Here is a 24333-nt window from a genome sequence, read left to right on the forward strand (position 1 = left end):
TTCTCGATTTATTAAAGAAACATTACAATCCATACAAAAGCTTTAAATATGTCTCAATTTGGTATATTATTCCTTCCCTTTAGCAAAAATAGTAAAGATGGGAGGAATGTAAAATGAATGTACAACGTGCAAAAGAGATTTCCGAATCCGCAGAACAAGCAAATGTTAGTTTTCAAGGTATGCCTGTTATGATTCAACATGTTGATGAAAACAGTGAAACAGCCCGCATTTATGATGCCGCAAATCCAGAACGTGAATTAACTGTTCCAGTTAAGAGCTTAGAGGAAAGATAAGAACCCCCACTTCAAATCATTTTGAAGTGGGGGTTCTTATTATTCTGAAACGAACGGCACGAATATATCTTGTTGAAACATCTATTTCATTTCAAAAGAATACGTAATATACTAAATAAAACCTCTCTTAAAGGAGTTTTCATATATCTATGACATTACTTTTACTTACCTTCATTATTTTCATTGTCATATTAGCACTTGCTTTTATATGTATCACGTTAAAAAGGGGAACCTATTTAGGTCGTCCTTATCGATATTCTCTTATTGCGATGTCCCTTGTTCTCATGCATTGGATTTTAGTGTTAACACACTTTTATACACTGCTTCCAAATTACATAAGTGATTTTCTTTTCCTTCCTATTTGGTATTTTCTTTGCATTTTAGGATTTATCGTTTGTGTGAAAGAATGGCGAAATAATCGAATTATTTCTATATGTGTCAGTGTATTTTCCTTTATCAGTTTTCTCTTTGGAATGTTGCTGCAAGCTATTTCTAATATGTAAACTTGTAAAAAAGCTATCCACTTAAGATAGCTCTTTTATCCGTTTTCGTTCCATCCAAACAGGTATAAATAAATACAGTACATATGCAAAAACCATCCAGATTGTGAAAGAAATCATTTGCTGTAGTGATAGTTGCGGAAAGAGCGTCGAAGCATAATATAAAAGAAAGGAATCGAGAAACAAACCAATTCCCGTTCCAAAAATCCCTAGTTTTATAGCGGCATATCGGGAAGAATCTATTTTTTGATAAAACCATAACACTACATATAATGCTATTGCTGTACCAATCTCCAAAATAAGAAGCATGGGAAGAAATAAGCTTGATGTGATTTCAACTAATACGTAAGAACCAAATAAGATAAAAAATAGAGAGGCCATAAACCAAACACCAATTGAAAAAATAATTGTAATCCATGATTTACCGTTCAATGTTTTCTCCTCCTTTATCTATACTCCTACATGTTGTATTAATTTGTTTACCCCATTATATGCTTCTTCTGTAGAAAACTTTGGATTATATAACGCTTGTAGTGCCAATCCATCTATAAGGGCATTACACATGATACTCCAAGTTTCAAATGTAATTCCTTCAATCGGTGATTTTTCCCACATCCCTTGTAATCCTACCTGTAGTTTTTCATTTTCATAATGTAATAGTTCTCCAATCGTTTCTCTCATCGATTCATTCTGTAAACTACTTGCCAATAGTTGAAAAAATAAATGATGATACACAGAGTCTTTTGTACACCTACTTTTTGCTGATTGCAGAGCTTTTTCAACCTGAAACCCTTCATCCATCTCCTCCCACGCTGACTGACAAAATGATTCTGTCACCTCAAGTAATAGTTGCTCTTTCGTTTTAAAGTGATAATAAACCGTCCCTTGTGTCACATTTGCCTTTTCTGCTATAGCCTTTAACGTTAATTTCTCCATTCCTCGCTCCGCAATTAATGTTTTTGCTGCTTGCAACAATTGTTGCTTATGAATGACATTCGGTTTTGCCAACTAAATCTCTCCCTTATAAGTTAGTTATACAACTAACTTAATTATAAAAAAATTCAAAAGAAAAGAAGAAAAGCTTCCATCAGCTTTTCTTTCTTCTACTCTTCTCTCTATAAGACTGCCCAGATGCCGCATTACAAGGTGTATAATATATTTGTGGTGTTGCTTTGTTCACAAACATTGTAAAGGTAATAAAACCAATGAGAAAGAAAATAAATAATGTAAATAAAACAATACCTACTGTGAAAAGAATCATAACACCACCCCTATTCTAAGCTTTATTACTACATGTTTCGATATCATTCCTTAAGATTCCTTGTTATAAAAACAAACGTAACAAAATAATCACAATTACTCCTGTTAATACGGTTCCTAATAAGCTCCTTGTATAAATAGCGACGAGAAATGTCGGAATTGCAGCAATCATATAGTCCCACTGCATCGTTTCATTCATCAGTAATACTTGCGCAAGAAGAGCAGCTAATATTGCAATCGGTATGTACTGTAACCACTTTAATACCCAATCTGGAATTTGAAATTTTTGAAATACAATAAGGGGCAGGACGCGTGGAATGAATGTAACAAGTCCAGCTCCTATTAAAAGAAACAACACATCTAATCTAATTTCCATTTCTCAATCATCACTCCTATCGTTGCTGCTGTAAGCGTTGCGATAATGACAGCTATGCTCGCTGGCATAAAGAAATGAGCGCTATATGCAATCATGATTGCAGCTACAGCAACACTAAGATGGATCATTCGTTTCGGTTTGCTGCTTATGAATTGCAGAACAAATAAGCCGATAAACATCGCAGGGAGGGCATAATCCATCCCGTACGTATGCGGATCTGGTATCCACTCTCCAAAAAGCCCGCCAATAATCGTAGCGATAATCCAATTCATATATGCTGTTACATTTAACCCGAACATCCAGCTTTCTCCTATATATCCCTTTTTCGCTCCGTGCTGCACAGCAACACCAAATGTTTCATCTGTAATTTGTGAACCAATTACTATATTTCTAAGGAATGGTACTTGTAAAAAATATGGAGCTAGCGCAGCACTCATTAATAAATGACGTAAATTCACAAAGAAAACGGTAAAAATAATAGCTGATGCCGAAGCTCCAGCAGCGTACATACCAGCTAGTATAAATTGTGCAGAACCAGCATAAATAAGCGTCGACATAAAAGCGATTTCTATAATAGAAAAGCCAGCTGTCTTGGCGATTACACCAGCTGCAATACCAATACTTAAATATCCTAGTACAGTTGGCAAACAATCTTTCACGCCTTGGCGAAATGTTTCATCATCTTGCATCGCGAATTGTACTTTTGCTCTACTCATCATCCTGCCTCCTCCCTATCTTTTTGCCTCTGTTTTCCTGTTATAACATGAACGAAATTAAGGCAGTAACAGCCCGATTGGTAGGGCTCATCAGCCGCTTAGATTGCCCCCACGGATTAAAAACTGCTTTGTCATTTCTTAGTGGCCATTGTGATATCTACTAATATAGAAAGAAGCAAGAAAATAGTCAATAATATTTGGAATTTTTATAAAAAATAAACAGAATATTCCATTCGTTTTTTATCAACCGTTCACATATTAAAATTATGTATACAACATGGTATGTTTGATTTGCAGTTCTTACACTTATTTAAGGGGGAATTTTTATGTTTAAAAAAGTCGCTATTGGAACGCTAGCAGCTGGATTTGCTTTATTGGGAGCAGGAGGAGCATTAGCTGCTGAACAATCTTTTGGGAAATACGAAATTGTAAAAGCAAACGATCAATTAACAGCTAGTTATGTTCAAGATGAAAATAGTACTGTCAAATCAGTAACGTCTGGCAAAGTTGACGGAGGCTATTGGATTCGTGGAAAGAAAGATAAAAATGTGTACTCATCTTATAAACATTACTCTGCACAAGGCCATGCTTCTGTTGTAAATGGAAAAGGTGATTACAAAAGTGGCGGATGGAAAGCAAAAAATGTGTTTAGTACAGCGCAACTACCATGGACATCTGAAGGGACAAATAAAGCATACTACGATCATAAATAATAACGAAAAAAACAAGAGGAGTTTTGCTCCTCTTGTTTTTCACTATTACGATTCCTTTCTTCTGAATCACTTGATCACGGCTTCTCTTTCCACATATTTAATGATATGATTGGGAAAAAGTTCATTTTAGGGAGAAATAATTATGAGAAAAATCATTTATATCTTGTTTACCACTTTATTATTCCTACTAGGAATTTTCGGATTGGACACCTTTAAAGAATACAAAACAAATCAACTATTATATAAAAATACAACAAGTATTTTATTAAATTTCCAAGATGCAAAGCCACATTCAGAAAATTACATTGCATTCTTTCAAAAAATAGCAAAAAAATATGATGTTAGTATTTCAAAGTACATTTTTACAAGTGAAAAAAATCTTACGATATATACAACAGACGTAAGTTTACATAACCAAGTGGACATAAAGGAAGGAACATTACCGACGCTACATTCAGGGGAATTTCTTAGTACATCGCAAAGCAAAGATAAACAGCAAAGTGGTGTAATCAAACAAATTGATCCACAATTAAACATGACAATTAAGCATTTAGATTCCAATACAAATTTCAGTGGGAATGGTCTATATTATGTTTCTACCCAAGATAAACAGAAAATTCACGATTTAGTAACCGAGTTAAATAAAGAAGTTGCGAATGCAGAAGTGTTTAGTGAGAATCATCCTTCTATGTTTCATTTCAATGTATCCCAAATGATAATCATTGGCTTAGTGATTCTCTGCCTTTACATTGCCATTGCTCATTATCTAATAAATCGATTAAAAGAATTAAGCATTATAAGAGTATTTGGATATTCTATCTCGAGAATCATTGCGCATGTTTTCTTATTGCTAACAAAGCCTATCGTACTTGCTAGTTTCACAGGATATTTGTTAGCTAGCATCTATTCCCTTTTACATAATGGTACAAATTACTTTTTGTACTTAACATGCCTATTTTGGATTTTTACACTTTTATTTGTGTTCACATTAACAATCCCTGCTATTTTTATGATTGTTTTTCTATTTTCTAATAACACCAATGTCTCCAAAATAAAAGGAGAAAAGCCTTATACTCTTATTATGATTTTAAATTATGGCCTAAAGCTCACCTTTATTTTCGTTCTTCTTTTCTCTGTTCATCAATGGAACGAACTAGCAAACGAGCTAAATCAAAAATTAGCTAGTTTATCTTCATGGAAACAGACAAAAAACATGTACGCTACTTCGGTAACTTTTAATGGTGAGCATGATAGAAAAATAGAATATCAAACAGGTAAGCTGATAAAAGACTTCTATACAAAAATGGAAAAAGAGCATAAAGGCTTTCTCATAGATGCTTCAAACTATTATAAAGTGAACGGTGAATACACATATCATTTAAATGCAAATGGTGAGGACCCGGCTCTCTCTCCAAATGGAAAAAGCATAACAATCAATGAAAATTATCTACACTATAACCCGATTGATTCCGTAGATGGTACAATGGATAAAAAAATAATAAGAAAAAAGAATGTCATGAATATACTTGTTCCAGAAAAACTAAGGAAGTTTGAAAAAGAAATTAAGAAAAATTACCGGCAGCATTTTTATTTCCAACAAGTGGAAGTCGAAAATATTTATAATGAAGCACTAGGGAAAGCGAAAAATACAACGAAGGAACAAGATCTATCTGTCAATGTGATCTACGTGAAAGATCACCAAAACTACTTTACTTATGATCCAAATGCGGAAGTAGAACATAACAATATCGTTACCGATCCAATTGCAATTATCGATACTGGTTATTTCGATAATTCCTTCTATTTATCTTATGTTTCAAGATGTTTCTATTTTTATTCCGACAATCATGATGCTTATAGCACCATTTTGCCGACTATTTCTAACAGCAACGTTCAGTCATCCATTCAACATGTAGATTCACTCTATGATAAGCACGGTCAAGCAATTCAAGATTTAAAAAGGGAGAAAGAGAAGATAACAATTTTTATTGTGACACTCATCTTATCCAACTTGCTCTTAACCTATAATGTAGTAGCAACATATTATCAAAAAAATAAATTTAAACTATATGTACAAAAATTATTTGGATATAGCGCTTTTGCTAGAAATACTTCGCTTATTTTGTTGCTATTTGCGATTAACTTTATTCCAACGATCAGCATGTATGTCTATCTTGGTAACATACTCCCTTTCTTAACAGGACTGTTTGTCATACTTTTAGAATTTGTTTTTGGGACCATATTTGATCAAAAAATTAGTAATAACACATTCCATTCCATTATAAAAGGAGAGCATTAACATTGATTGAATTAAAAAATATTCATAAACAATTTCGCGGAAAAAAAATACTAGAAAACTTTCATTTAAAAATTGAAGATCAAGATTTTGTTGCTATTGTTGGAGAAAGCGGTCGTGGTAAAACAACATTATTAAACATAATGGGGCTATTAGAAAAAGCGGACGCTGGTGATATTATTATTGATAAGATTACAAATCCTACTAAAAAACAAATTTTACTCTTACAAAGGAACGAATTTGGTTACTTATTCCAAAATTATGCATTAATTGAAAATGAAACAGTTGAAAAAAATTTATTGATTGCTTTAAAGTATCAGCCTCATATGAATAAACGTGAAAAAATAAAAGCCGCTTTACAAGAAGTAAATCTTGTTGGCTATGAAAAGAAAAAAATCTTTGAATTAAGCGGTGGTGAACAACAAAGAATTGCTTTAGCTCGCATCCTTATTAAAAAGTGCAACTATGTTTTCGCGGATGAACCAACAGGTAATTTAGACGAAAAAAATCGAGATCAAGTATTTGACCTCTTAAAAAAAATGAACGATAACGGCAAAACGGTTGTATTTGTAACGCATGATTTACAACTAGCAGAAAAAGCAAAACGAATCATTCATATTTAATACGAATGATTTATGAAAAAATCCCATTCTTCTCTACTAAAGAATGGGATTTTTAAATTAACGTAATATTTCATTCGCTTCTTTTTCATAAATTTTATCAAATGATGTCATAATACGTTGTGAAGCTTGGACCATCTTTTGATTGGTCATAATATCTGCCATTTCTTTCGTCATATCTACATTTGAATTTTCTAGCATGTAGTTACGAACCGCTCCTGTTCCATTTGGCAAATCAGCAATATCCCCCTCTGCGAGTGTAAAGCTTTTATTTTCTCGCTGCACAAGGCGTGCATTTACTTCCGTATTTACCATCTTCGTTTGCAAACGAGCAATATGATTTTGTGACACCTCGTCATATAGCATACCGTCTTCTTGCACTTTGACCTTTGTCCCTTCCGGAATACGAATACGCTCATGATTCTCTCCAAGGACATAAGCACCCGATGCTGTTTGTAAATAGCGATCCTCATTTATTGTAAACTGACCATCTCTCGTTAAAAATGTTTCTCCACCTTTGGAAGTCACAAAAAATGAGGCAGTCCCCGATGTCCCATCATCTAAGTAAAAATCTGTAGGACGATTTGTAATTTGCACACTTCCTTGTATTAAATTCACATGTGTTGCGGCTGGCACAACTGCATAATCCGTTGTACCAACCGATGTACTTGGTCCATCTCCAAGACGGTACGTATTTTGTGAATCAAATACTTTAGAAGTTAGATTTTCCGCTTTAAAACCAGGTGTTTGTGCGTTTGCTACGTTATTTGCATGTACATTAATGTGCTGTATGTAATTCATCATACCCATAGAACCTATATAAATACCGTTCATACGAATTTGAATAAGACAAGTGCCTTATTCTACACCTCTTTTCTTATGATGTATGTAACATCTGTTTTGCTAAATGTTCTGCTGTAGCGATATGTATATGTTGCTTCACATCTTGCCCATCTGTCATTAAGACAATCGGAGCTGATGAGACTGCTGGAATTTTTAACAACTCACCGCTACTTGCTGTTTCATCAAACTTTGTAAATATAATTCCGTCAATATGAATTTCTTTAAAATTCGTAATGATTTCAATCATATCTTTACTTTTCATCGACGCTGATAATGTTAAACAGATAGAATCAGGATTCACTCGTTTCATCATTTCAATCATTTCTGCGACTGTTTCTGCTGTACGATAATTTTGCCCAGCTGTGTCAATGAAGATATAATCCACGCGTACCTCTTCTTTAAAATACGTAAGAGCTCTTTCCATAGCCGCTTCATCACGAACTGCAATTACTTCTGCCCCAATTGCTTTCACATACTCTTGCAACTGTTGCACCGTTCCAATTCGGGAATGATCCGTTGTAATAAAACCAACCGTTTTCTTTTGACCATGAAGCTGCCAAGCCATTTTGGCAATTGTTGTCGTTTTTCCCACTCCTGTTGGTCCAATTAAAGCAATCGTTTGTACATCTTTTTCAAATATATTTTCTGTATAAAAATGCGACTCCATATCTTCCAATATAAACGTGATCACTTCTTCTTCTGTAATCATCGTCGCATGTTTAAACTTCATTTTCATTTTTTCCGCATATGCGTTAATAAAATATGGTTCAACTTCATTTTGTTCTAGCAGACGAATCACTTTTTGAATAATAAATGGTACAGATTGTTTGTTTTCTTCTTTCTCCTGTGCTTCTTCTCGTTCTCTTACATTAGCCAAAGAACTAAGTTGTCTCACTTTTGGATGCTTTCCTTTCTCTGTCTGTTTCACAACAGTAATTCCTCTTTGGAAAACTTGCAATAGTCTTTGTTTCTTTTTTACCCATTCCTCACTATTTTCAATCGGAATGGTCATAGAAGGAAGTGAACTCGTTGTATGTTCTAAATTATGAAGCACGGTTCCAATATCATTTGTTTGTACAATTTTTTCTGGAGGCTCATGAACCATTTCCATCAATTGTTCATGAAATTCTGGCACTTGTGTCCTCTCTTTATTTTTCTTATCTTCTGGAAAAGCAACCAACATTTCATATTTCTTTTTCCAAAAGAACGGAATACTTCGCTTTACACTTTCATCGACGACATAATAATAATTATCACCATATTGCTCAAACAATTTGCGGTATAATTCGTTTTTTGAAGCAGCCTTAATGAGCTTAAGCGCTTCTTTTTTCTCGTTCATTTCCACAATCTCACCTCCTTACTATTCGATATAAGCAATTTGATCTACAACAATTTCTGGCGCAAGTTCACTAATACATAACACCTTTGCTTCTATTTGATATCGTTCAAGAAGTCTTACAATCCCAAATCGAAAATCTTTGCGGCGCGTTAATAAAACGGGCTCTCTTCCCATTAAACGCGCTTGTTTAAAGATGTGCTGTACTTGTTCTATAACGCGCGTTTCCAATTCTAAATCCCAGTTTAATAAATAACCTTGATAGGAGTTATTCACAACATCTGCATCTAACTCAAGAGAATCAGAGAATAGCGCCGCATAAATTTTCCCATCAGGATTTTTCGCATGTTCACAAATGACTTTTGAAATACATTCGCGCACAAATGAAGTAACCCCATCAACGTGATTTTGATAAACTTCTTTTCCATCAATAATCCCTTCCATAATTGTTGGTAAATCCCGAATTGAAATTCCTTCTTTTAAAAGCTGCTTAATCACGTTTTGAACAAGTGATAAATCAATTTCTTTCTTCTTAATTTCTTCTAATAGAACGCCGTGGTCGTTTTCAAGCGATTGAATTAAATCTTTCACATGTTGACGCTGAATTAACTCATGAAGATTGCGGCGTATAATAACATCTAAATGTGTAATTAAGATGCTGAGTGGTTCTAATACTTGGTACCCTTTCATCTGTGCATCTTGTACCATATGTTCTAAAATCCAATATCCATCTTCACCAAAGATTGGATCTTTTGCTGGTTCTGCATCTAAATCAGCCATCACATTAGGCGTCTTCAGCGCTAATAAATAACCCGATTTCAACACCCCTTCAGCAACTTTCGCTCCTTTAATTCGAATCATATAGCGTCCGCGCGGTCTAAAGCTCGTATTATCTTTAAAGTTAATTCCTGGTACATTGATCCCAAGATCTGTAATAATCGATTTCCTCATGAGAACAACTTTATCACGGGCTGTTTCCCCATTAATCTTCTGCTTAACTAGCGCCGCTAAATCCAAGCCAAGTTCGACGATGATTGGATATTTATCTGTAAATACACCGAATGAATCTTCCACTTGCTTTAGCTGATCTTCATCGTTTTGAATCATTTCTAATTCTTTTTGCATTTCCGCTTCTTTTTCTTTTTCCATGCGTTTTTTATTGCGAATGCCTAAGAAAATAATTCCGCCACCAACAAGCGCAAATGGTAAGAATGGAAGCGGCGTAAAGATCCCCATTGCCATAAAGAGACCGCCAAGCGCATAGACAACAACTTCATGCGCCATTAACTCTTTAAAGATTCCTTCACTTACTGTATCAGGTGAACCGTCAAATACTCGCGTTACGATAATCCCTGTTGAAATCGCAAGCATTAATGAACCGATTTGGTTGACGATTCCATCGCCGACAGTTAACTGCGTATAATGAAGCGCAGCTTCAGAAAAACTCATCCCCTGCTGCATCATGCCGACAATTAAGCCGAAAATAATGTTCACGAATAAAATGACAATCCCGAAAATAACGTCCCCTTTAATGAACTTTCCGGCACCATCCATCGCTCCGTAAAACTCTGTTTCCATATTTAATTTTTTTCGTTTGTCTTGTGCATCTTTTTCTGTAATAATACGCTGGTTTAAATCAGCATCAATAGACATTTGCTTCCCTGGTAAAGAATCCAGTGTAAAACGAGCTGCAACTTCAGCGGTACGAGATGCACCATTTGCAACAATAAACTGGAAAATAATTAACACCGTAAAAATAACGATACCAATTAATAAGTTCCCACCAATTACAAACTGACCAAACTCTTCAATAACATGACCTGCATTCCCGTTTGTTAAAATCGCCCGCGTTGTCGAAACGTTAATCGATACGCGGAAAATCCCGATTAATAACAGCATGGTCGGAAATGACTTTAATTCGTCCCACTCTTTAATACTTGTTGCTCGCATATAAATAAGCACTGCCATGCTTAATAAAAAGACGATAATTATATCAAGTATAAAGGGCGGAAGTGGAATTAAGAGCGCCACGACGAATGACGCTGCTAAAAAGATAGAAAAATAGGTTCTTGCAGAATCTATCTTAAACAAAGAGATCGCCTCCAAACGCGCTTTTATACTTCAATTTGTTTCGTTTGAATTAAATAGCGCATAACTTCAATGACAGCTACATATAAATCTTCTGGTATCGCCTCATCTTCTTCCACTTGGTAATATAAGGACCGAGCAAGCGGGCGATTTTCTACCATTGGTATTTCTTGTTCCCTAGCAAGCGTACGCATATATAATGCGAGCTCATCTTCTCCCTTTGCGACAACAATTGGCGCAGCATCCACATGTTTGTTGTAGCGAAGCGCTACGGAAATATGTGTTGGGTTATTAACAATAAACGTTGCACCATCCATTTTCTTCGCAATCGTTCCTTGTAAGATAGCATGCATAAAGTTTTTTCGCTTTCCCTTTACTTGCGGGTCTCCTTCATTATCTTTATGCTCTTGCTTTACTTCTTCTTTTTTCATTTTAATATCTTGCTCGTACTCCCACTTTTGATAAATGAAATCAACAATAGAAAGAACAATTAAAATGATTAAAATGGCTAAAAAGATCAATTTAATTTGGCTAATAATTTCTGTTAGTGATGCGGTCCAGTTAAACCCAATCATACTGACAATTTTCTCTAAATTCTTTTTAAACAGAACGTACGCAACATAGCCGATTAACACCATATAAAACAATGACTTTACAATATCGACTAAACTTTTCCGGCTAAATAATCTCGTAAAATAATTTTTCGGATTCATACGCGATGCTTTCGGTTTAATAATTTTAGATGAAAATAAAAAACCAACTTGGATCATATAATTAAACAGATGAAACGCATAGACGAGGATGAAAACGGGTACTGATACTTTCAGAAGCAGTATTCCCATTAAATAAAAATACTCCGTCACATCTGCATTTTTACCAATCTCTTCGAATAACTTCGCAACTGAATTGGCAATTTCATAGCCAAGCCAATCTCCAAAAAAATAAACGACAACTGCTAGTACGAGAATCGAGAATAAATTATTTAAATCTTTACTTCGGGCAATATTCCCTTCTTCACGCGATTTTTTGCGCTTCTGCGGGGTGGCCTTTTCTGTTTTATTATCCTTTGCCATATGCGCCCCCTACTTTGTTAAGAAAAAGTTAAATAGTTTTGTATATTCCTCAAGTAATACATTTGTTAAATTTTTAAATATATATGACAACATTGGAACACTCATCGCAATTAACAAAATACCACATGTAATTTTAATTAAAAAAGCATTCATAAATATGTTAAGTTGTTGTGCATTTTTAGCAATTAAAATTAATACAAAATTAATAATAAATAAAGTTCCCATAATGGGGAGTGCTATCTCAACAGCTGAAGTGATTACAAATAATAAGGTTGCTAAAACACTATCAAAAAAATTAGTTGTTAGCAATTTTGAAATTGCTTCTGTATACTGAAAAGATTTTAAAATTGTGGCAACAAAGTAATCAATTCCACCAAGCGAAACAAAAATAACAACGAAAAAGACATCAAAAATTGTAGCAATAAGTGTTGATTGTGTACCACTGTTTACATCAAATAAGCTAGCTTGTGAAAAACCGATATCAAAATCTATAATATGACCAGCCATTTTAGGGATATTCAACAGCATTTCTACAATTTTTGCTAATGCTACTCCAATAACCAGTTGCGTTACAGCAAAGGTTACAACTTCTCCAAATGTTGTAACCTGAGATACATCAATTTTGTCCGCTACCGTAATTGATAATCCCAATCCAAATGTAACCTTTACCATCGCTGGAACCGATTTACCAGAAAAAAAAGGTAAAAAGTATAAAAAAGTAGCAATACGGCAAAAAGCAAAAAAAGCACTTTCCCACAACTCTATACTCATCTCACATCACCCTTTTCAATAAGAGCGTAACAATATTGGAATTTTATCATACAAATCCAAAATGAGAGTCGTTAATTCTTGAAACATCCATGGCCCGACAAGAACAATAACTAGAATAATCGTTGCCATCTTAGGTAAAAACGTTAAAGTTTGTTCTTGAATTTGCATCATCGCCATTAACACTGAAATAATGATAACAACAATCATACTAACTCCAGCTACAGGAAGTACGATTTGAAATCCTTTATAAAAAAAAGTTTGAAAGATTTCCGTAATAGGCGTTATATTCATTCAAAGTTGACTCCTATCGCATATATATTCTTAACCAAATCGGTATCTAACTAAAGATGCTATTTCAAATTCACAATAATCCTTTTATGCATTTGTCTAACTAACCGTCTTAAACATAATATCTACGACTTTCGTATATCCACCTAAATATACGAAAATAAGTATTTTAAACGGCAAACTTAAAATCATCGGCGGTACCATCATCATCCCAAGATACATTAATAGCGTACTAATGATTAAATCGATAAAAACAAATGCTAAATAAATGAACATCCCTGTCAGCAACCCCTTTTGGATTTGCGTTAACGTAAATGATGGAACAAGCGTAAATAGCGAAATATCTTTCGTATTTTTTGGTAACTCTTCTCCACGTACTTTCAACATCATTTTTAAATCATGCTTATACGTATGCTTGGCCATATACTCCTTCATAATAGGCGCGGTCTTTTCAGCCGCTTGGCTAACTGTTATTTTCTCCTTCGTCATCGGATCCCACACATCACCTTTTAATTGTCCTAATACCGGCTGCATCGTAAATAGCGATAAAAAGAGTGCCAAACCGACAAGCACTTGGTTTGGCGGTAAATTCATGACGCCAAGCCCTTGCCTTGTAATTCCTAGAACAATCATAAAATACGTAAAATGTGTGAATAAAAGAACAATAGAAGAAGATAGTGATAAAAGGGTAACGAGCGCAAATAACTGCACACTTGAATTACTCGTAAACTCTTTCCCATTTTCAAAATGAATAAAGCCATTTGGCTCTGCATACGCTGGATTTACAAAAATAATAGAAAAAATAATAGAAAATACAAAAATGACCGCAACTAACGATAAATTTTTCTTTATTCTCATGATGGTTCCTCTACTTTTTTCATTTCGCTCTTTATCGCGTCTTCTAGCGCTTGTTGGAACTGATTTCCTGTTAATTGCACAGATTGCACACCGTTATTACTCACAACAGTGAACACTTGCTTTCCGTCCACTTCAAATAAAAAGGCGCTCGTTTGATGGTTTAAATACACGCCATCCTTTACTTGAATATGGCCGTTCTCACCTTGTTTAAAAAATTGCTGTTTGCGCGTCTTTTTCGTCATATAGTACGCACCATACCCGAGAACGCCAAACAGTAATACAACTTGTAATAAGGTCGTCATATACGACATATGACTCCTCCTCTACTCTTTTTCCTGTACTTGTTTTTGCGCCTTTAGAAGCGCAGCGTGTTTCTTATCGGCCTCAATTTCAGAAATAATAATACCAAACTGTTCATCCATTACAATTGCTTCTCCAATGCCGACTTTCATATCACTTAAATACACATCGACTTTATGCCCAAGGTTTTTCTCAACCTCTAGCACATCACCAACTTTTAAATTTTTCACATCGCCAAGCTGAATCGATGCTTTTCCAAGTTTGACACCAAGCTCAATCGAAATATCCGAAATAGTATCAATATGAGCTTTAGCTGAATCATTACGCTCTCCTGTATATTCTTCTAAACTCATTAACGATACAGGTGATACTTCATGCTTCATATAACCCCTCCTATTCTACAAATTTTTTAAATAAGAACGCCTTACGAGTTTTATCCTTGCCAATAAAACAATTAAACTTATGTTTTCCATCTACATATCCACGTAACTGATCGGTTACCTTTGTACGTAGTGGAATAATATCGCCTTCTTCAATTTGTTCAAGCTCACCAATTGTCATTTTTTGTTCCCCTACTGAAACGCGAACTGGTTTATACACTTGATTGACTTTCGTTTCCACTTCTGACGTATACTTTTTCCGTTTGTCAGAAGAATGTTCCACAATATTTTCCGATGTTAACTTATCCATAATGTCTTCCACTGACAAGAACGGAATGCCAATTCGAACCGTTGTATTCCAATACTGTGTTTTCATGTTCACATTGAGTAAGGAAATAATATCGCTCGCTGTCGTAATCTTTAACGCATTAGGATCTGTCTCTGTCGTCACAAACTTCGGCTGAATTGCCACAACACTTTCAAATGCTTGCTCTAAATTTTTACAAAGTAAAGAGAAAATGTTATCAAGTGTTAAAAATTCAAATGCTGTCAGAGACCGGCGCATAGAAAAGTCGCGTTTACTATCCCCGCCAAGCCAACATTCGTGAATATAAATAATGAATGCAAGATCCATCTCAATTACAATTTCTCCAAGCTCTGGTAACCCAAGATCGATCACGCAATATAAATAATAATCTTTCGGCATTTTCTCCACATACTCACTTGTAAATGGAACTTGTTCAACAGTTGAGGGCTCTAGTTCAATTGGAATGCGCATCCGTGCCGCAAGTGACTGAGACGTTTGCTTTCCAAAGCTCGACGCAATCGCTTGTAAGCTTCGTAAATGCTCAACTCCAAATTTCTCTGGCCTATTAAAATCATATTCTTGAAATTTCTCTTGCTTATCTGCCTCTTGCGCAAAAGCTGGCATTTCTGAGCCATCATTCATCGCCTTCAGCAACGCATCAATTTGCTCTTGGCTTAATTTATCGCCACTCATGAAAATCCCCTTCCCTATCCTTTCAATTCAACAATTTCGACATACATCTTTCCGTTTTTTGTCAAAATCTTTCCGGTACCAATCTCTTCATTCTCCAGCATAAGACGAACCGTATTTTTTGTTGAATCTTCAAGACGATACAATGTTCCTTTCGTAATATGAAGCAGATCTTCAATTTTCTTTTTCGTTTTCCCAATTTCAAAATAAATTGTTAACGGAATATCATCTTGTAATTTCAAATCTAGCCAACTCCCATATCATGTTCACCAAAATATCGTATTTTTCTTCATATACTATGAATTTTTTTATTTCGAAACATCAATATTTAATATTTTTTTAATATATCCTTCTGTTTCTTTAAAAGGCGGTACACCTCCATACTTTCTTACATTGCCGGGACCGGCATTATAAGAAGCAAGTGCTAAAACGAGATCGCCGTTATTTTTTTTCAAATACCCAACGAGCTCTTTTACCCCAGCCTCAATACTTTCCGCTGGTGAAAATGGATTTTGCACACCAAGTTCTCTCACATTTTCTGGCATGAGCTGCATTAATCCCTTCGCACCAGCGTGGGATACCGTTTTCGGATTAAAGTCCGATTCTACTTCAATCATTTTTTGAATTAATGTTTTCGGAATTCCATATGTACGACTCACCCGATCAATAATATCCATATACTTCCCTTCATTTTCAGAACGTATCTTTTGAATATTATATTTTTTTGTTAACTCCCACGCATCTACACTCTCATTGTTCATTTCTGGGAAACGGCGCACAAATTCTTTTTGCGCCGTTTGAACCTCTTCTACCTGCTTTGATTCAGGCACCTCAAGTTGTTGAGTCGATTGGCTTACTTCGTCTACTTTTGTAGGCTGCGCAGTAGCTTTCACCTCTTTCACTGGAGTACTTTGCAATGTTTCATGAAAACGACTACTTACAAAAGTTTGAGGACTACTTAACTTTTGCTGAATTTGCCCTTTCTTATAAGAAAGAGCTTCTTTTACTATATTTCTAATTATCATAATATCACCTTTTCGGTAAACAAAGATAATCTAATATTAGAGTTTTTTTTTTAAGTTTGCAATAATCCTTTTCATAATATGCAATGAAAAAATGAAAAAAATGAAAAAAATGTTAAACTATTATTTTTTATATTCATTAATTCAAATTTTCAGTTGACACCCGCTATAACAAGGATTACAATAAATCTCGAAATTGATTTTTTTGTATATTATCGTTTTGAGATTTACAAAAAAATAAAATAAAATAAAAATGGAGGTTCTTAATAATGAGAATCAATACTAACATTAACAGCATGCGTACTCAAGAGTACATGCGCCAAAACCAAGAAAAAATGAACACTGCAATGAACCGTTTATCAAGCGGTAAATCCATCAATAGTGCAGCTGACGATGCAGCAGGTCTTGCAATCGCAACTCGTATGCGTGCAAACGAAGGCGGTTTAAACGTTGCTTCTCGTAACTCACAAGATGGTAAATCTATGATTCAAACAGCTGATTCAGCATTAAACACAGTATCAAACATCTTACTTCGTATGCGTGACTTAGCAGTTCAATCTGCCAACGGTACAAACTCTGATACTGACCGTGCTGCTCTTCAAAAAGAGTTTACACAATTAACTGACCAAATCAACTATATCTCTAAAAATACACAGTTTAATGGTACAGATTTAATGTCTAACGCTGCTACTACAATTAACATCAAGTCTACTGATGCATCTGGAGCTGATACAATTAATATTGAATTAACAGAAATTAACGCATCTACACTACAAGTTAACAACGCAGCAATCGGAAGTGCTAGTAATGCTGATAATGCAATTGCAGCTATCGATAGCGCAATTAACAGAATTGCTGATCACCGCGCAACATTAGGAGCAACATTAAACCGTTTAGATTACAACATTGAAAACTTAAACAACCAAGCAACTGCTATGGCAGCTTCTGCTTCTCAAATCGAAGACGCTGACATGGCAAAAGAAATGTCTGAAATGACAAAATTCAAGATTTTAAGCGAAGCTGGTGTAAGCATGCTTTCTCAAGCAAACCAAACACCACAAATGGTAAGTAAATTATTACAATAATCCATTGATAAAAAGAAATACACCTTTCTGTAGAGAAGGTGTATTTCTTTTTATATCAATCATTTTCCATAAAATTCATCCATTAAAACCTTCTTATTTTCGCAATCATTTTTGTACACTTTAAGATTCAAGAAAATATATTTGTATATATCACTACTTTCCCTTTTTGCCTTTCTTACCACCTCAAATAACCGATAAAACTTAGTTAAGTCCTTACAATGAATTTCACAATATGACGACATTGCTTCTGTTAATGAAAAGATACATATCGCATAACACAAAATGAAAATTTAGCTACAAAGCAGTTAATTTAAACCTTTTTGTATTCATGATATTAACTTAAATTTATCATTGATCCACTATCTCACGGCATTTCACATATTTCACATGCAACAAGAGCTATTTTTTCATAGAGAAAGGCTGCGCAACCAAATTATTGCACAACCTTAAAATAATATATAATTACCGACAACATGCCTACCTTATCCATTTAAATACTTAAAAACGTCTCATTATATTCTAAAGAAGGCCCAAATGTATGAATCAATTCTGTTAATGATTTAGAATCTTGCCCTAATATTACATATACCTCTGCTGCTAAGTAATAGAAATCTGTATATGAAGGAGCAATTAAAAAAGCTTTATTTAAAATCTCAATTGCCTGCTTATATTGTCTTGTTTCTATTAAACACTTCACTAGCCACTTTATAGCAAGTACCTGATCTTTTTTTGAAAGCTGTGATAGCAATAAATTGAGCTGTTGAATTATGGTATCAAAACGATGATTTAAATAGTGATTTCTAAGTTCTCTCATCCAATTTGGGATAAATTGAAAACTTGAACTTTTACTTATTTGAATAGGAAGTACAATCATCTCTTCTGGTACAATATCATATTTCTTTTTCTTGTTCATCAGTCGATTTTCTACTCTTACTAGTGGTGTATTAAATACATAACATGGATAATTTATTGGTATTCCATATTCTACGTCCAATCCAAGTGATAAAAGTCTTTGCAAGTATAAAATACTTCCCTCTTCTATCTCTTCTCCTTCAGTTAACCAGAGACACCACTCTTCTAGCATACCCTCTTGAATTTTATTCATGTATTCAATCATCTTTTGGTCGTTTAAATGGACTGGTAATTTTTCCACTCTTAAAAGCAGTCTATGTGGCGACACCTCTTCAGATTCCCATACTTTTATTGCACCGAATAAGTATTCTTCCCATTGCACCATAATTTTTTCCCATTTAAACTTTTCAGATGTTAAATAACCTGCTTTAATCAGATTCTTTCTTTTTTCTTCATTATCAATTAAATCAATTAAACAAGAAGCTAAACTGTCCGAATTACCAATTTTTCCAAGTAGACAATTCACTCCATCTATACCGTATTCCTTTATCCCTTCATTATCAGTAGATATTACGGCACATCCACATGTCATTGCCTCTAATGGTGGTAAAGGAAAAGATTCATAATAAGAGCCCGAAATAAATATATCACTTGATCTATATATTTCTCCTAACTGTTCCTGACTAGGATTAATAACTAATTCGCCATCAAACTGAGATTCTGGTGTAGTTTGACTAACCCAAACTTCATCAAATTCACGGCCCGTTTTTCGTACAATTTTTAAAGCTTCTCTGACAATGGAAATTCCTTTAAAATGATTATTTTCTTGTCCCACAAATAACACTTTTAATTTATCATGCGGCTTTTTATTCACTATTGGTGGGTAAAAATAATTATCGTTTAAAGCATTATGAAGTATTTTTCCCTTACAACCAAAATTTTTATCTAATGTATCCATTAATACCTTAGAGACTCCTACTACAGGGATAGGAAATCTCCATATCTTTTGGTAAAACTCCTTAGAGGATTGCGGAATTTTATCAAACTCGTAAATATAGACATCTCCTTGTTCAAATAAAATTACTGGTGCGTTACCTAACAGATAACATTCAGGTACTTGATCAGCTACTGTACACACAATAATATCTACATCTGGAATAGATTGTACAAAACTCGTTTGTTGAAGTGCTTGTATATACTTAGCTTTTATTTCTTTCCAATCTGGCTTTGGATCTCTAGAAATAATAAATACTTCATGACCTCTATCTACCAACTGATTTGTATGTTCTAAAATAATTTTCGCCCCACCACAAACACGTGTATGATTCATAACATATGCAATTCTTAATTTCCGTTCCAATTTTACTGCCTTAAAATTAGTATATACTCTTTCTCTTTTCTTTTTATTATTTACAGATGAAGTGGCATTTAATAAAGTCTCTATTCTTTTAAGTCTATTATTAATTATATATTCATTAATGTTCACAAATTTCGTCCCGCCTTTTTATCATCCATATATTTACACCACAATTCAAAAAATGAGTATATTTTTCTGATATTTAAATCTTTAATCTGATCTTTCCTTGTAGCCTTCTTCCAAATATTATTAATTGTTTCTTGTATACTTTTGTTGGTTAAAATAGCTGAAACCGACTTTGATGTCTTTTTTTTCGCAATTAAGCCACAATACGGTTTAATGTGACAATCTGGTAAGTCTATGGAATCAAAAAACGGCTTAGATTCCATAATTAATGATATTAATTTTTGCTTAGTTAGACTGTCTGGGATTTCATCTATCCAGAAATCAAATTCTCCAAAATAACCTGAAAAACAAATTTCAAAATCTAGCAGCGAAAGTATCTTTCCCCATACTTCAGGATACATTGATGCTGTATTATGTCCTTCATAATTTTTAAAATCTAAAAACATACGCATAGCTCTCAATGGGAACCCCGAGAAATTAGGTACTTCTATAACTAAATATCCATTCTCCTTAACCATTTCACTATGTTTTACTAAAACATCCAGCCAATTTGAAAAATGTTCTATAAAACCAAAAGAGCAAACAATATCATGCTTCGTAGTAGAATAATCCAAACTGAAAAAATCTTGTTTTTTAAACTGTCCAATAGAATATCCTAGCGATGATAGATAAAAAGGCATACTTTCTACTTTAGGTGTTAAGTCTATACCATTCAAAGTGTAACCGGCATCACCAAAAATCGTTAGGAACCTTCCTGGAAAACATCCGATTTCTATACAACTTTTTCCTTTTCCTATTGGAATATGTTCATTAATCCAAACTCGGAAAGGATCATTCTCGGCCGGTTTATATATATCTAAGTTTTCATATAGTGTATCCCAGTGGTTTTGGTTTACTAACCCTTTATTCTCACATAAACCATCTGATATATTATTAGTAGTAGAATATATAGCAGCCACTTGCCTATAAACCTCTTCATGTTTTTCAACCATTATATCAATTGAAAATTTTTCTTCTGCATCTTTTCTCCCTTGAATTCCCATTCTTTTCGTTTCTTCTCGATTTCTAATCATATATTGAAGGCATTCAGATAATTGGTCACTATTTTCAGGTTCAAATAATATACCGTTCTTTAAATGTTGTACTTGTTCATTCATTCCGTTTACTTTGCTACATACAATTGCACATCCAGACGCCATAGCCTCGATTACAGAAAAAGGGAAATTTTCAAGTCTAGAGGGTTGTACAAATATATCAAATTTCGGCAACTCTTCTTGTAACACTTCTCTTGGTACGTGTCCCTCAAATTTTACTGGTAATTGATGCGTTTTTACCATTTTCTCTAGTTTGTCCCTTTCAGATCCATCACCAAACATTGTTAATTCATATGATAGGTTTTCTTTCTTTAATGCTATAAGTGCTTGCAGAAGTATATCATATCCCTTAAGATGGTATAAATTACCTGTTGTTGCAATTTTAATTATTGGATTATTTTTTTGTTTAACTTGAAAATCTGAAACATTTATTCCGTTATGAATAACAGTACGTTTTTCAGGAGCAATTAATGGTAAATTTTTATCTAAATACGAGCTTACAGTAATGAGTTTATCTGGAATATTTACAGCTTCATTATCGTATTCCTTATAAAATTCAGCATTTTTCCGATTCTTTTCCCACATAAGTGTTTCACTATATATACATCCATGAATTGTCCCAACTAAAGGTATATTCGGAAAGACTTCCTTAATCACCGAATTCAATAAACCTATTTGTGAGTGAATTACGTCATAAGTAGAGTTTACAGAGTTTAAAATTTGTTTGTGAATAAACCTTTTTACTTCTGTTCGTATTACATGTTCTGGTACTTTCCCCTTAAATTCACCATTCAATGCATTTTGATATTCAACTATACGTTTTATATCCTCTTGGTTTAACTTTTTCACATCTGTATAAGAAACTAAATCTACTAAATGTCCTTTTTTTTCAAGCCCACTTTTTAGTGTTTGAATATAAGTATCTACTCCTCCCTCACATGGATGAGCATCATAAGCAACTATTAATACTTTCATTTCTACGCTCCTAATTATTTTCATATTTTCTTAATAAATTAAATCTCACTCTTTTAAATAGACCTCAACAATTTCCCCTTCAACCAATTACTATCAGAGAATTTCTTAATCGCTTTTGATATAATTCCTTCTGTATCACCTAGTTCTATCTCTATGCTATACTTATAAAAGCGAAAATCTGATTTAAATTTCTGTAGTGCTTCAAGAGCAATACGATAGGCTTCTTCTTGATTCTCATGCATAAGCAAATATTCAATAATATTCACATATCCTTGCTTAGTAACATGATTTTCATCTGATAACTGATAAAAATCCATTGCAATTTCTTCATATGCATTGTTATAAAATAAATCAGCAATTTTAGCATGAATTTGCTTTGGAAATAAACTTGTGTACGAAATGAGTTTTTCTACAAATTCTGCCTTTTGAAAACGTATTGCTTTCTCTAAGATTGGTAAATATTCATCTTGTTTTATTTTTTTCGCATTTTTTGTTGTATTGAATAAATTGTAAAATACATGTTTAAATTTAGAATTTTCCAATACAGTTTGAACATATGCGTCTTTTGTCATTGCATATAATACAATAAGGTCCGCTATATCGAATACTTCCATTTGTATACCATACATCAAATTATCTATTGTAAATTGTAGCGGTTCTTCTGCAATAATCATATTTGCTTTCAATTGCAACGAACTAATGAGCAACTGTTGCTGATTTATAAAGTCATTCATAAGTAGTAATGCTACTTTTCCTAGACCTAGATCTAGTAACAGTTTTAGTACTTCGATACGAATATAATCTGATTTAATAATCTGACGAGTGCTTATAAAATCATATATTTCTTCTGGAGTATGATATTTGCTTAATAAGCTAATAATATTTACAATGATTTTAACGGATGAATTATTTTCATTTAGTGCTTCTACATAATGTTGTAAAGCTTGTTGATATTGTCTTTCTTGTGTATAGATTTCACCAAGCCTTACATGTGGAAAGAACATTTTTGATCCAGCATTGAAAACTGCATTTTGATATATCATATTATTAGAAATAATGTGCGCATATACTTCTTTCGCATCATCAAAACGTTTTTGTTTAAAATAAATCTCACCTTTCCAAAACGGAAAGTCTGGTGCTGTAGGAAATACTTCTTCTGCATCATTAATAATTACGATTGCTTCTTCATAACGCTTTAATTCCACTAACATCTCCACAATAAAATATAAACATCTACTTACCCATTCTTTATAAACATCTTCTTTATTCTGATAAGCCTTTATAAATGACTCCAATGCTTCTTTTGTTTTGCCTAAGCTTCTAAGCTCTTGTCCGTAGTTAAAATAAGTAAAACCATCACTGTTATTAGATTTTAATTCTTTCTTTAGAATATCCATATTTCTTTTTCGTTTATTTTTCTTCCTGACTATATTTGGTAAATATCCATAATGATAAAGTTTTAATGTTGAAAAGGTTACTTCTTGTCGTCTTTCTCCTTTTTTTACAATTTGTTCATGAATGGCTCCCGAAAAATGAAATTCTCCATTATTTTTATAAACCCTTTCCATATGATTCATAGATAAATTATCTCCATATTTATCCGAGAAACTATTAATTTCAACTGCATACACATCAAATTTATTATCATGCAATTTGATTTCCTCTATTGCAGCAGCAAGATTCTCTGGATCTACACATTCATCCGCATCAATTGCAAGAATCCATTCACCACCTGCTTTAGAGGCTGCAAAATTACGTGCTTCCGCAAAATCATTTGTCCATTCAAAGTCATATACTTTATCTGTAAACTCTTTTGCAATTTCTTTTGTAGTATCTGTTGAACCTGTATCAACTACAACAATCTCATCCACCCCACCTTGCAGGGATTCTAAACATTTTCTTAACATATCTTCTTCATTCTTTACGATTAAACATGCTGATATAAATGGTTTCATACTATTTTTTAACTCCTTTATGTATAAGAATATATCATCCTATAATCATTATATTACTATTTTATATATTTTTTTAATATTTTTTTATAAAATATTAAAACTTAATAATATGGTATTTAAATTGCAATAAAAATTCTCTATACTTAAACATAAAGGTGG

General features: G+C 33.6%; 25 protein-coding genes and 1 pseudogene. 6 read left to right on the forward strand and 20 right to left on the reverse strand.

Translation table 11 applies throughout. The annotated features are described in order from the left end of the window. Positions 1-113 precede the first annotated feature (113 nt). Together MR056_RS13275 and MR056_RS13280 are read left to right on the forward strand one after the other, a co-directional pair. On the forward strand, positions 114-293 hold the full coding sequence (locus MR056_RS13275) for an H-type small acid-soluble spore protein (protein ID WP_012093891.1): 180 nt from the start codon (positions 114-116) through the stop codon (positions 291-293). Positions 294-436: 143 nt separating this feature from the next. Continuing rightward, complete coding sequence (locus MR056_RS13280; RefSeq protein WP_094398336.1) at positions 437-796, forward strand: hypothetical protein; 360 nt, start codon at positions 437-439, stop codon at positions 794-796. A 21-nt stretch (positions 797-817) separates the two neighbouring features. On the opposite strand, the gene MR056_RS13285 is transcribed toward MR056_RS13280, so the two are convergent. The 5 genes and pseudogenes from MR056_RS13285 to MR056_RS13305 all read right to left on the reverse strand — a co-directional run bounded on the left by MR056_RS13285 (position 818) and on the right by MR056_RS13305 (position 3118). Next, positions 818-1225 (reverse strand): hypothetical protein, encoded by a 408-nt coding sequence (locus MR056_RS13285; protein WP_048722735.1) that lies wholly within the window; start codon positions 1223-1225, stop codon positions 818-820. Then, a pseudogene (locus tag MR056_RS13290) lies at positions 1215-1801 on the reverse strand (TetR/AcrR family transcriptional regulator). The gene MR056_RS13285 and the pseudogene MR056_RS13290 overlap by 11 nt, the downstream one beginning before the upstream one ends. A gap of 79 nt (positions 1802-1880) precedes the next feature. After that, positions 1881-2054, reverse strand: coding sequence for a DUF3951 domain-containing protein (locus MR056_RS13295; protein WP_094398337.1), 174 nt, complete (start codon positions 2052-2054; stop codon positions 1881-1883). A 63-nt stretch (positions 2055-2117) separates the two neighbouring features. Then, entirely contained in the window at positions 2118-2429 is a 312-nt protein-coding gene (locus MR056_RS13300) for an AzlD domain-containing protein (protein ID WP_012093886.1), read from the reverse strand. Then, positions 2414-3118: an AzlC family ABC transporter permease gene (locus MR056_RS13305; RefSeq protein ID WP_373367228.1), complete on the reverse strand. Its 705-nt coding sequence runs from the start codon at positions 3116-3118 to the stop codon at positions 2414-2416. Before MR056_RS13305 ends, MR056_RS13300 begins: the two co-directional genes overlap by 16 nt. A 353-nt stretch (positions 3119-3471) precedes the next feature. Here MR056_RS13305 and MR056_RS13310 point away from each other — a divergent pair, with 353 nt between their 5' ends. From MR056_RS13310 to MR056_RS13320, 3 genes are all read left to right on the forward strand, one after another. Continuing rightward, positions 3472-3858: a lactococcin 972 family bacteriocin gene (locus tag MR056_RS13310; protein WP_012093884.1), complete on the forward strand. Its 387-nt coding sequence runs from the start codon at positions 3472-3474 to the stop codon at positions 3856-3858. Positions 3859-4000: 142 nt separating this feature from the next. Beyond that, a complete protein-coding gene (locus tag MR056_RS13315) occupies positions 4001-6157 on the forward strand; it encodes a bacteriocin-associated integral membrane family protein (protein WP_048722731.1) in 2157 nt (718 codons plus the stop codon). A gap of 2 nt (positions 6158-6159) precedes the next feature. Continuing rightward, positions 6160-6777 (forward strand): putative bacteriocin export ABC transporter, encoded by a 618-nt coding sequence (locus MR056_RS13320; RefSeq protein WP_012093880.1) that lies wholly within the window; start codon positions 6160-6162, stop codon positions 6775-6777. A 57-nt stretch (positions 6778-6834) separates the two neighbouring features. Here the strand turns inward: MR056_RS13320 and MR056_RS13325 are convergent, their stop codons facing one another. From MR056_RS13325 to MR056_RS13380, 12 genes are all read right to left on the reverse strand, one after another. After that, entirely contained in the window at positions 6835-7608 is a 774-nt protein-coding gene (locus tag MR056_RS13325; RefSeq protein ID WP_094398338.1) for a flagellar basal-body rod protein FlgG, read from the reverse strand. Positions 7609-7651: 43 nt separating this feature from the next. After that, positions 7652-8962, reverse strand: coding sequence for a flagellar biosynthesis protein FlhF (gene flhF, locus MR056_RS13330; protein WP_048722729.1), 1311 nt, complete (start codon positions 8960-8962; stop codon positions 7652-7654). Positions 8963-8977: 15 nt separating this feature from the next. Further along, positions 8978-11044, reverse strand: coding sequence for a flagellar biosynthesis protein FlhA (flhA, locus tag MR056_RS13335; RefSeq protein WP_012093877.1), 2067 nt, complete (start codon positions 11042-11044; stop codon positions 8978-8980). A gap of 23 nt (positions 11045-11067) precedes the next feature. Further along, entirely contained in the window at positions 11068-12114 is a 1047-nt protein-coding gene (gene flhB, locus MR056_RS13340) for a flagellar type III secretion system protein FlhB (RefSeq protein ID WP_048722727.1), read from the reverse strand. 9 nt (positions 12115-12123) lie between these two features. Next, positions 12124-12885 (reverse strand): flagellar biosynthetic protein FliR, encoded by a 762-nt coding sequence (locus MR056_RS13345; protein ID WP_048722725.1) that lies wholly within the window; start codon positions 12883-12885, stop codon positions 12124-12126. A gap of 15 nt (positions 12886-12900) precedes the next feature. Continuing rightward, a complete protein-coding gene (locus MR056_RS13350; RefSeq protein WP_048722723.1) occupies positions 12901-13176 on the reverse strand; it encodes a flagellar biosynthetic protein FliQ in 276 nt (91 codons plus the stop codon). 96 nt (positions 13177-13272) lie between these two features. Continuing rightward, a complete protein-coding gene (locus MR056_RS13355) occupies positions 13273-14031 on the reverse strand; it encodes a flagellar type III secretion system pore protein FliP (protein ID WP_048722721.1) in 759 nt (252 codons plus the stop codon). After that, positions 14028-14342: a flagellar motor switch protein FliN gene (locus MR056_RS13360; RefSeq protein WP_048722720.1), complete on the reverse strand. Its 315-nt coding sequence runs from the start codon at positions 14340-14342 to the stop codon at positions 14028-14030. Before MR056_RS13360 ends, MR056_RS13355 begins: the two co-directional genes overlap by 4 nt. Before the next feature lie 12 nt (positions 14343-14354). After that, positions 14355-14714, reverse strand: coding sequence for a flagellar motor switch protein FliN (locus MR056_RS13365; protein WP_048722719.1), 360 nt, complete (start codon positions 14712-14714; stop codon positions 14355-14357). Positions 14715-14724: 10 nt separating this feature from the next. Beyond that, a complete protein-coding gene (fliM, locus tag MR056_RS13370) occupies positions 14725-15711 on the reverse strand; it encodes a flagellar motor switch protein FliM (protein ID WP_242136567.1) in 987 nt (328 codons plus the stop codon). Positions 15712-15725: 14 nt separating this feature from the next. Further along, positions 15726-15950, reverse strand: coding sequence for a flagellar motor switch protein FliN (locus MR056_RS13375; RefSeq protein WP_012093869.1), 225 nt, complete (start codon positions 15948-15950; stop codon positions 15726-15728). Between the two features lie 66 nt (positions 15951-16016). Continuing rightward, complete coding sequence (locus MR056_RS13380) at positions 16017-16733, reverse strand: lytic transglycosylase domain-containing protein (protein ID WP_048722716.1); 717 nt, start codon at positions 16731-16733, stop codon at positions 16017-16019. Positions 16734-16999: 266 nt separating this feature from the next. On the opposite strand from MR056_RS13380, the gene MR056_RS13385 reads away from it, so the two are divergent. Then, positions 17000-17815 carry a flagellin N-terminal helical domain-containing protein gene (locus MR056_RS13385; protein WP_048722714.1) on the forward strand — a complete coding sequence of 272 codons (816 nt, stop codon included), beginning with the start codon at positions 17000-17002 and terminating at the stop codon, positions 17813-17815. Between the two features lie 490 nt (positions 17816-18305). Here the strand turns inward: MR056_RS13385 and MR056_RS13390 are convergent, their stop codons facing one another. Genes MR056_RS13390 through MR056_RS13400 form a run of 3 tightly spaced genes read right to left on the reverse strand, consistent with a single transcriptional unit; the run spans position 18306 to position 24174 of the window. Then, complete coding sequence (locus MR056_RS13390) at positions 18306-20153, reverse strand: glycosyltransferase (protein ID WP_048722711.1); 1848 nt, start codon at positions 20151-20153, stop codon at positions 18306-18308. Then, a complete protein-coding gene (locus MR056_RS13395; RefSeq protein WP_048722710.1) occupies positions 20150-22219 on the reverse strand; it encodes a glycosyltransferase in 2070 nt (689 codons plus the stop codon). Before MR056_RS13395 ends, MR056_RS13390 begins: the two co-directional genes overlap by 4 nt. A gap of 53 nt (positions 22220-22272) precedes the next feature. Then, a complete protein-coding gene (locus tag MR056_RS13400) occupies positions 22273-24174 on the reverse strand; it encodes a tetratricopeptide repeat-containing glycosyltransferase family 2 protein (protein ID WP_094398340.1) in 1902 nt (633 codons plus the stop codon). Between the last annotated feature and the right edge of the window lie 159 nt (positions 24175-24333).

It is taken from the genome of Bacillus cereus group sp. BfR-BA-01360 (genome assembly GCF_022663595.1).
Classification (GTDB): domain Bacteria; phylum Bacillota; class Bacilli; order Bacillales; family Bacillaceae_G; genus Bacillus_A; species Bacillus_A cytotoxicus.

Coding starts and splice junctions, on each gene's coding strand:
- fliM (WP_242136567.1), bottom strand. CDS start 15,711: ATGAGTGGCGATAAATTAAGCCAAGAGCAAATTGATGCGTTGCTGAAG.
- MR056_RS13345 (WP_048722725.1), bottom strand. CDS start 12,885: ATGAGTATAGAGTTGTGGGAAAGTGCTTTTTTTGCTTTTTGCCGTATT.
- MR056_RS13385 (WP_048722714.1), top strand. CDS start 17,000: ATGAGAATCAATACTAACATTAACAGCATGCGTACTCAAGAGTACATG.
- MR056_RS13400 (WP_094398340.1), bottom strand. CDS start 24,174: ATGAAACCATTTATATCAGCATGTTTAATCGTAAAGAATGAAGAAGAT.
- MR056_RS13295 (WP_094398337.1), bottom strand. CDS start 2,054: ATGATTCTTTTCACAGTAGGTATTGTTTTATTTACATTATTTATTTTC.
- MR056_RS13365 (WP_048722719.1), bottom strand. CDS start 14,714: ATGAAGCATGAAGTATCACCTGTATCGTTAATGAGTTTAGAAGAATAT.
- MR056_RS13360 (WP_048722720.1), bottom strand. CDS start 14,342: ATGTCGTATATGACGACCTTATTACAAGTTGTATTACTGTTTGGCGTT.
- MR056_RS13350 (WP_048722723.1), bottom strand. CDS start 13,176: ATGAATATAACGCCTATTACGGAAATCTTTCAAACTTTTTTTTATAAA.
- MR056_RS13315 (WP_048722731.1), top strand. CDS start 4,001: ATGAGAAAAATCATTTATATCTTGTTTACCACTTTATTATTCCTACTA.
- MR056_RS13325 (WP_094398338.1), bottom strand. CDS start 7,608: ATGAACGGTATTTATATAGGTTCTATGGGTATGATGAATTACATACAG.
- MR056_RS13300 (WP_012093886.1), bottom strand. CDS start 2,429: ATGGAAATTAGATTAGATGTGTTGTTTCTTTTAATAGGAGCTGGACTT.
- MR056_RS13380 (WP_048722716.1), bottom strand. CDS start 16,733: ATGATAATTAGAAATATAGTAAAAGAAGCTCTTTCTTATAAGAAAGGG.
- flhB (WP_048722727.1), bottom strand. CDS start 12,114: ATGGCAAAGGATAATAAAACAGAAAAGGCCACCCCGCAGAAGCGCAAA.
- MR056_RS13305 (WP_373367228.1), bottom strand. CDS start 3,118: ATGCAAGATGATGAAACATTTCGCCAAGGCGTGAAAGATTGTTTGCCA.
- MR056_RS13355 (WP_048722721.1), bottom strand. CDS start 14,031: ATGAGAATAAAGAAAAATTTATCGTTAGTTGCGGTCATTTTTGTATTT.
- MR056_RS13275 (WP_012093891.1), top strand. CDS start 114: ATGAATGTACAACGTGCAAAAGAGATTTCCGAATCCGCAGAACAAGCA.
- MR056_RS13310 (WP_012093884.1), top strand. CDS start 3,472: ATGTTTAAAAAAGTCGCTATTGGAACGCTAGCAGCTGGATTTGCTTTA.
- MR056_RS13395 (WP_048722710.1), bottom strand. CDS start 22,219: ATGAAAGTATTAATAGTTGCTTATGATGCTCATCCATGTGAGGGAGGA.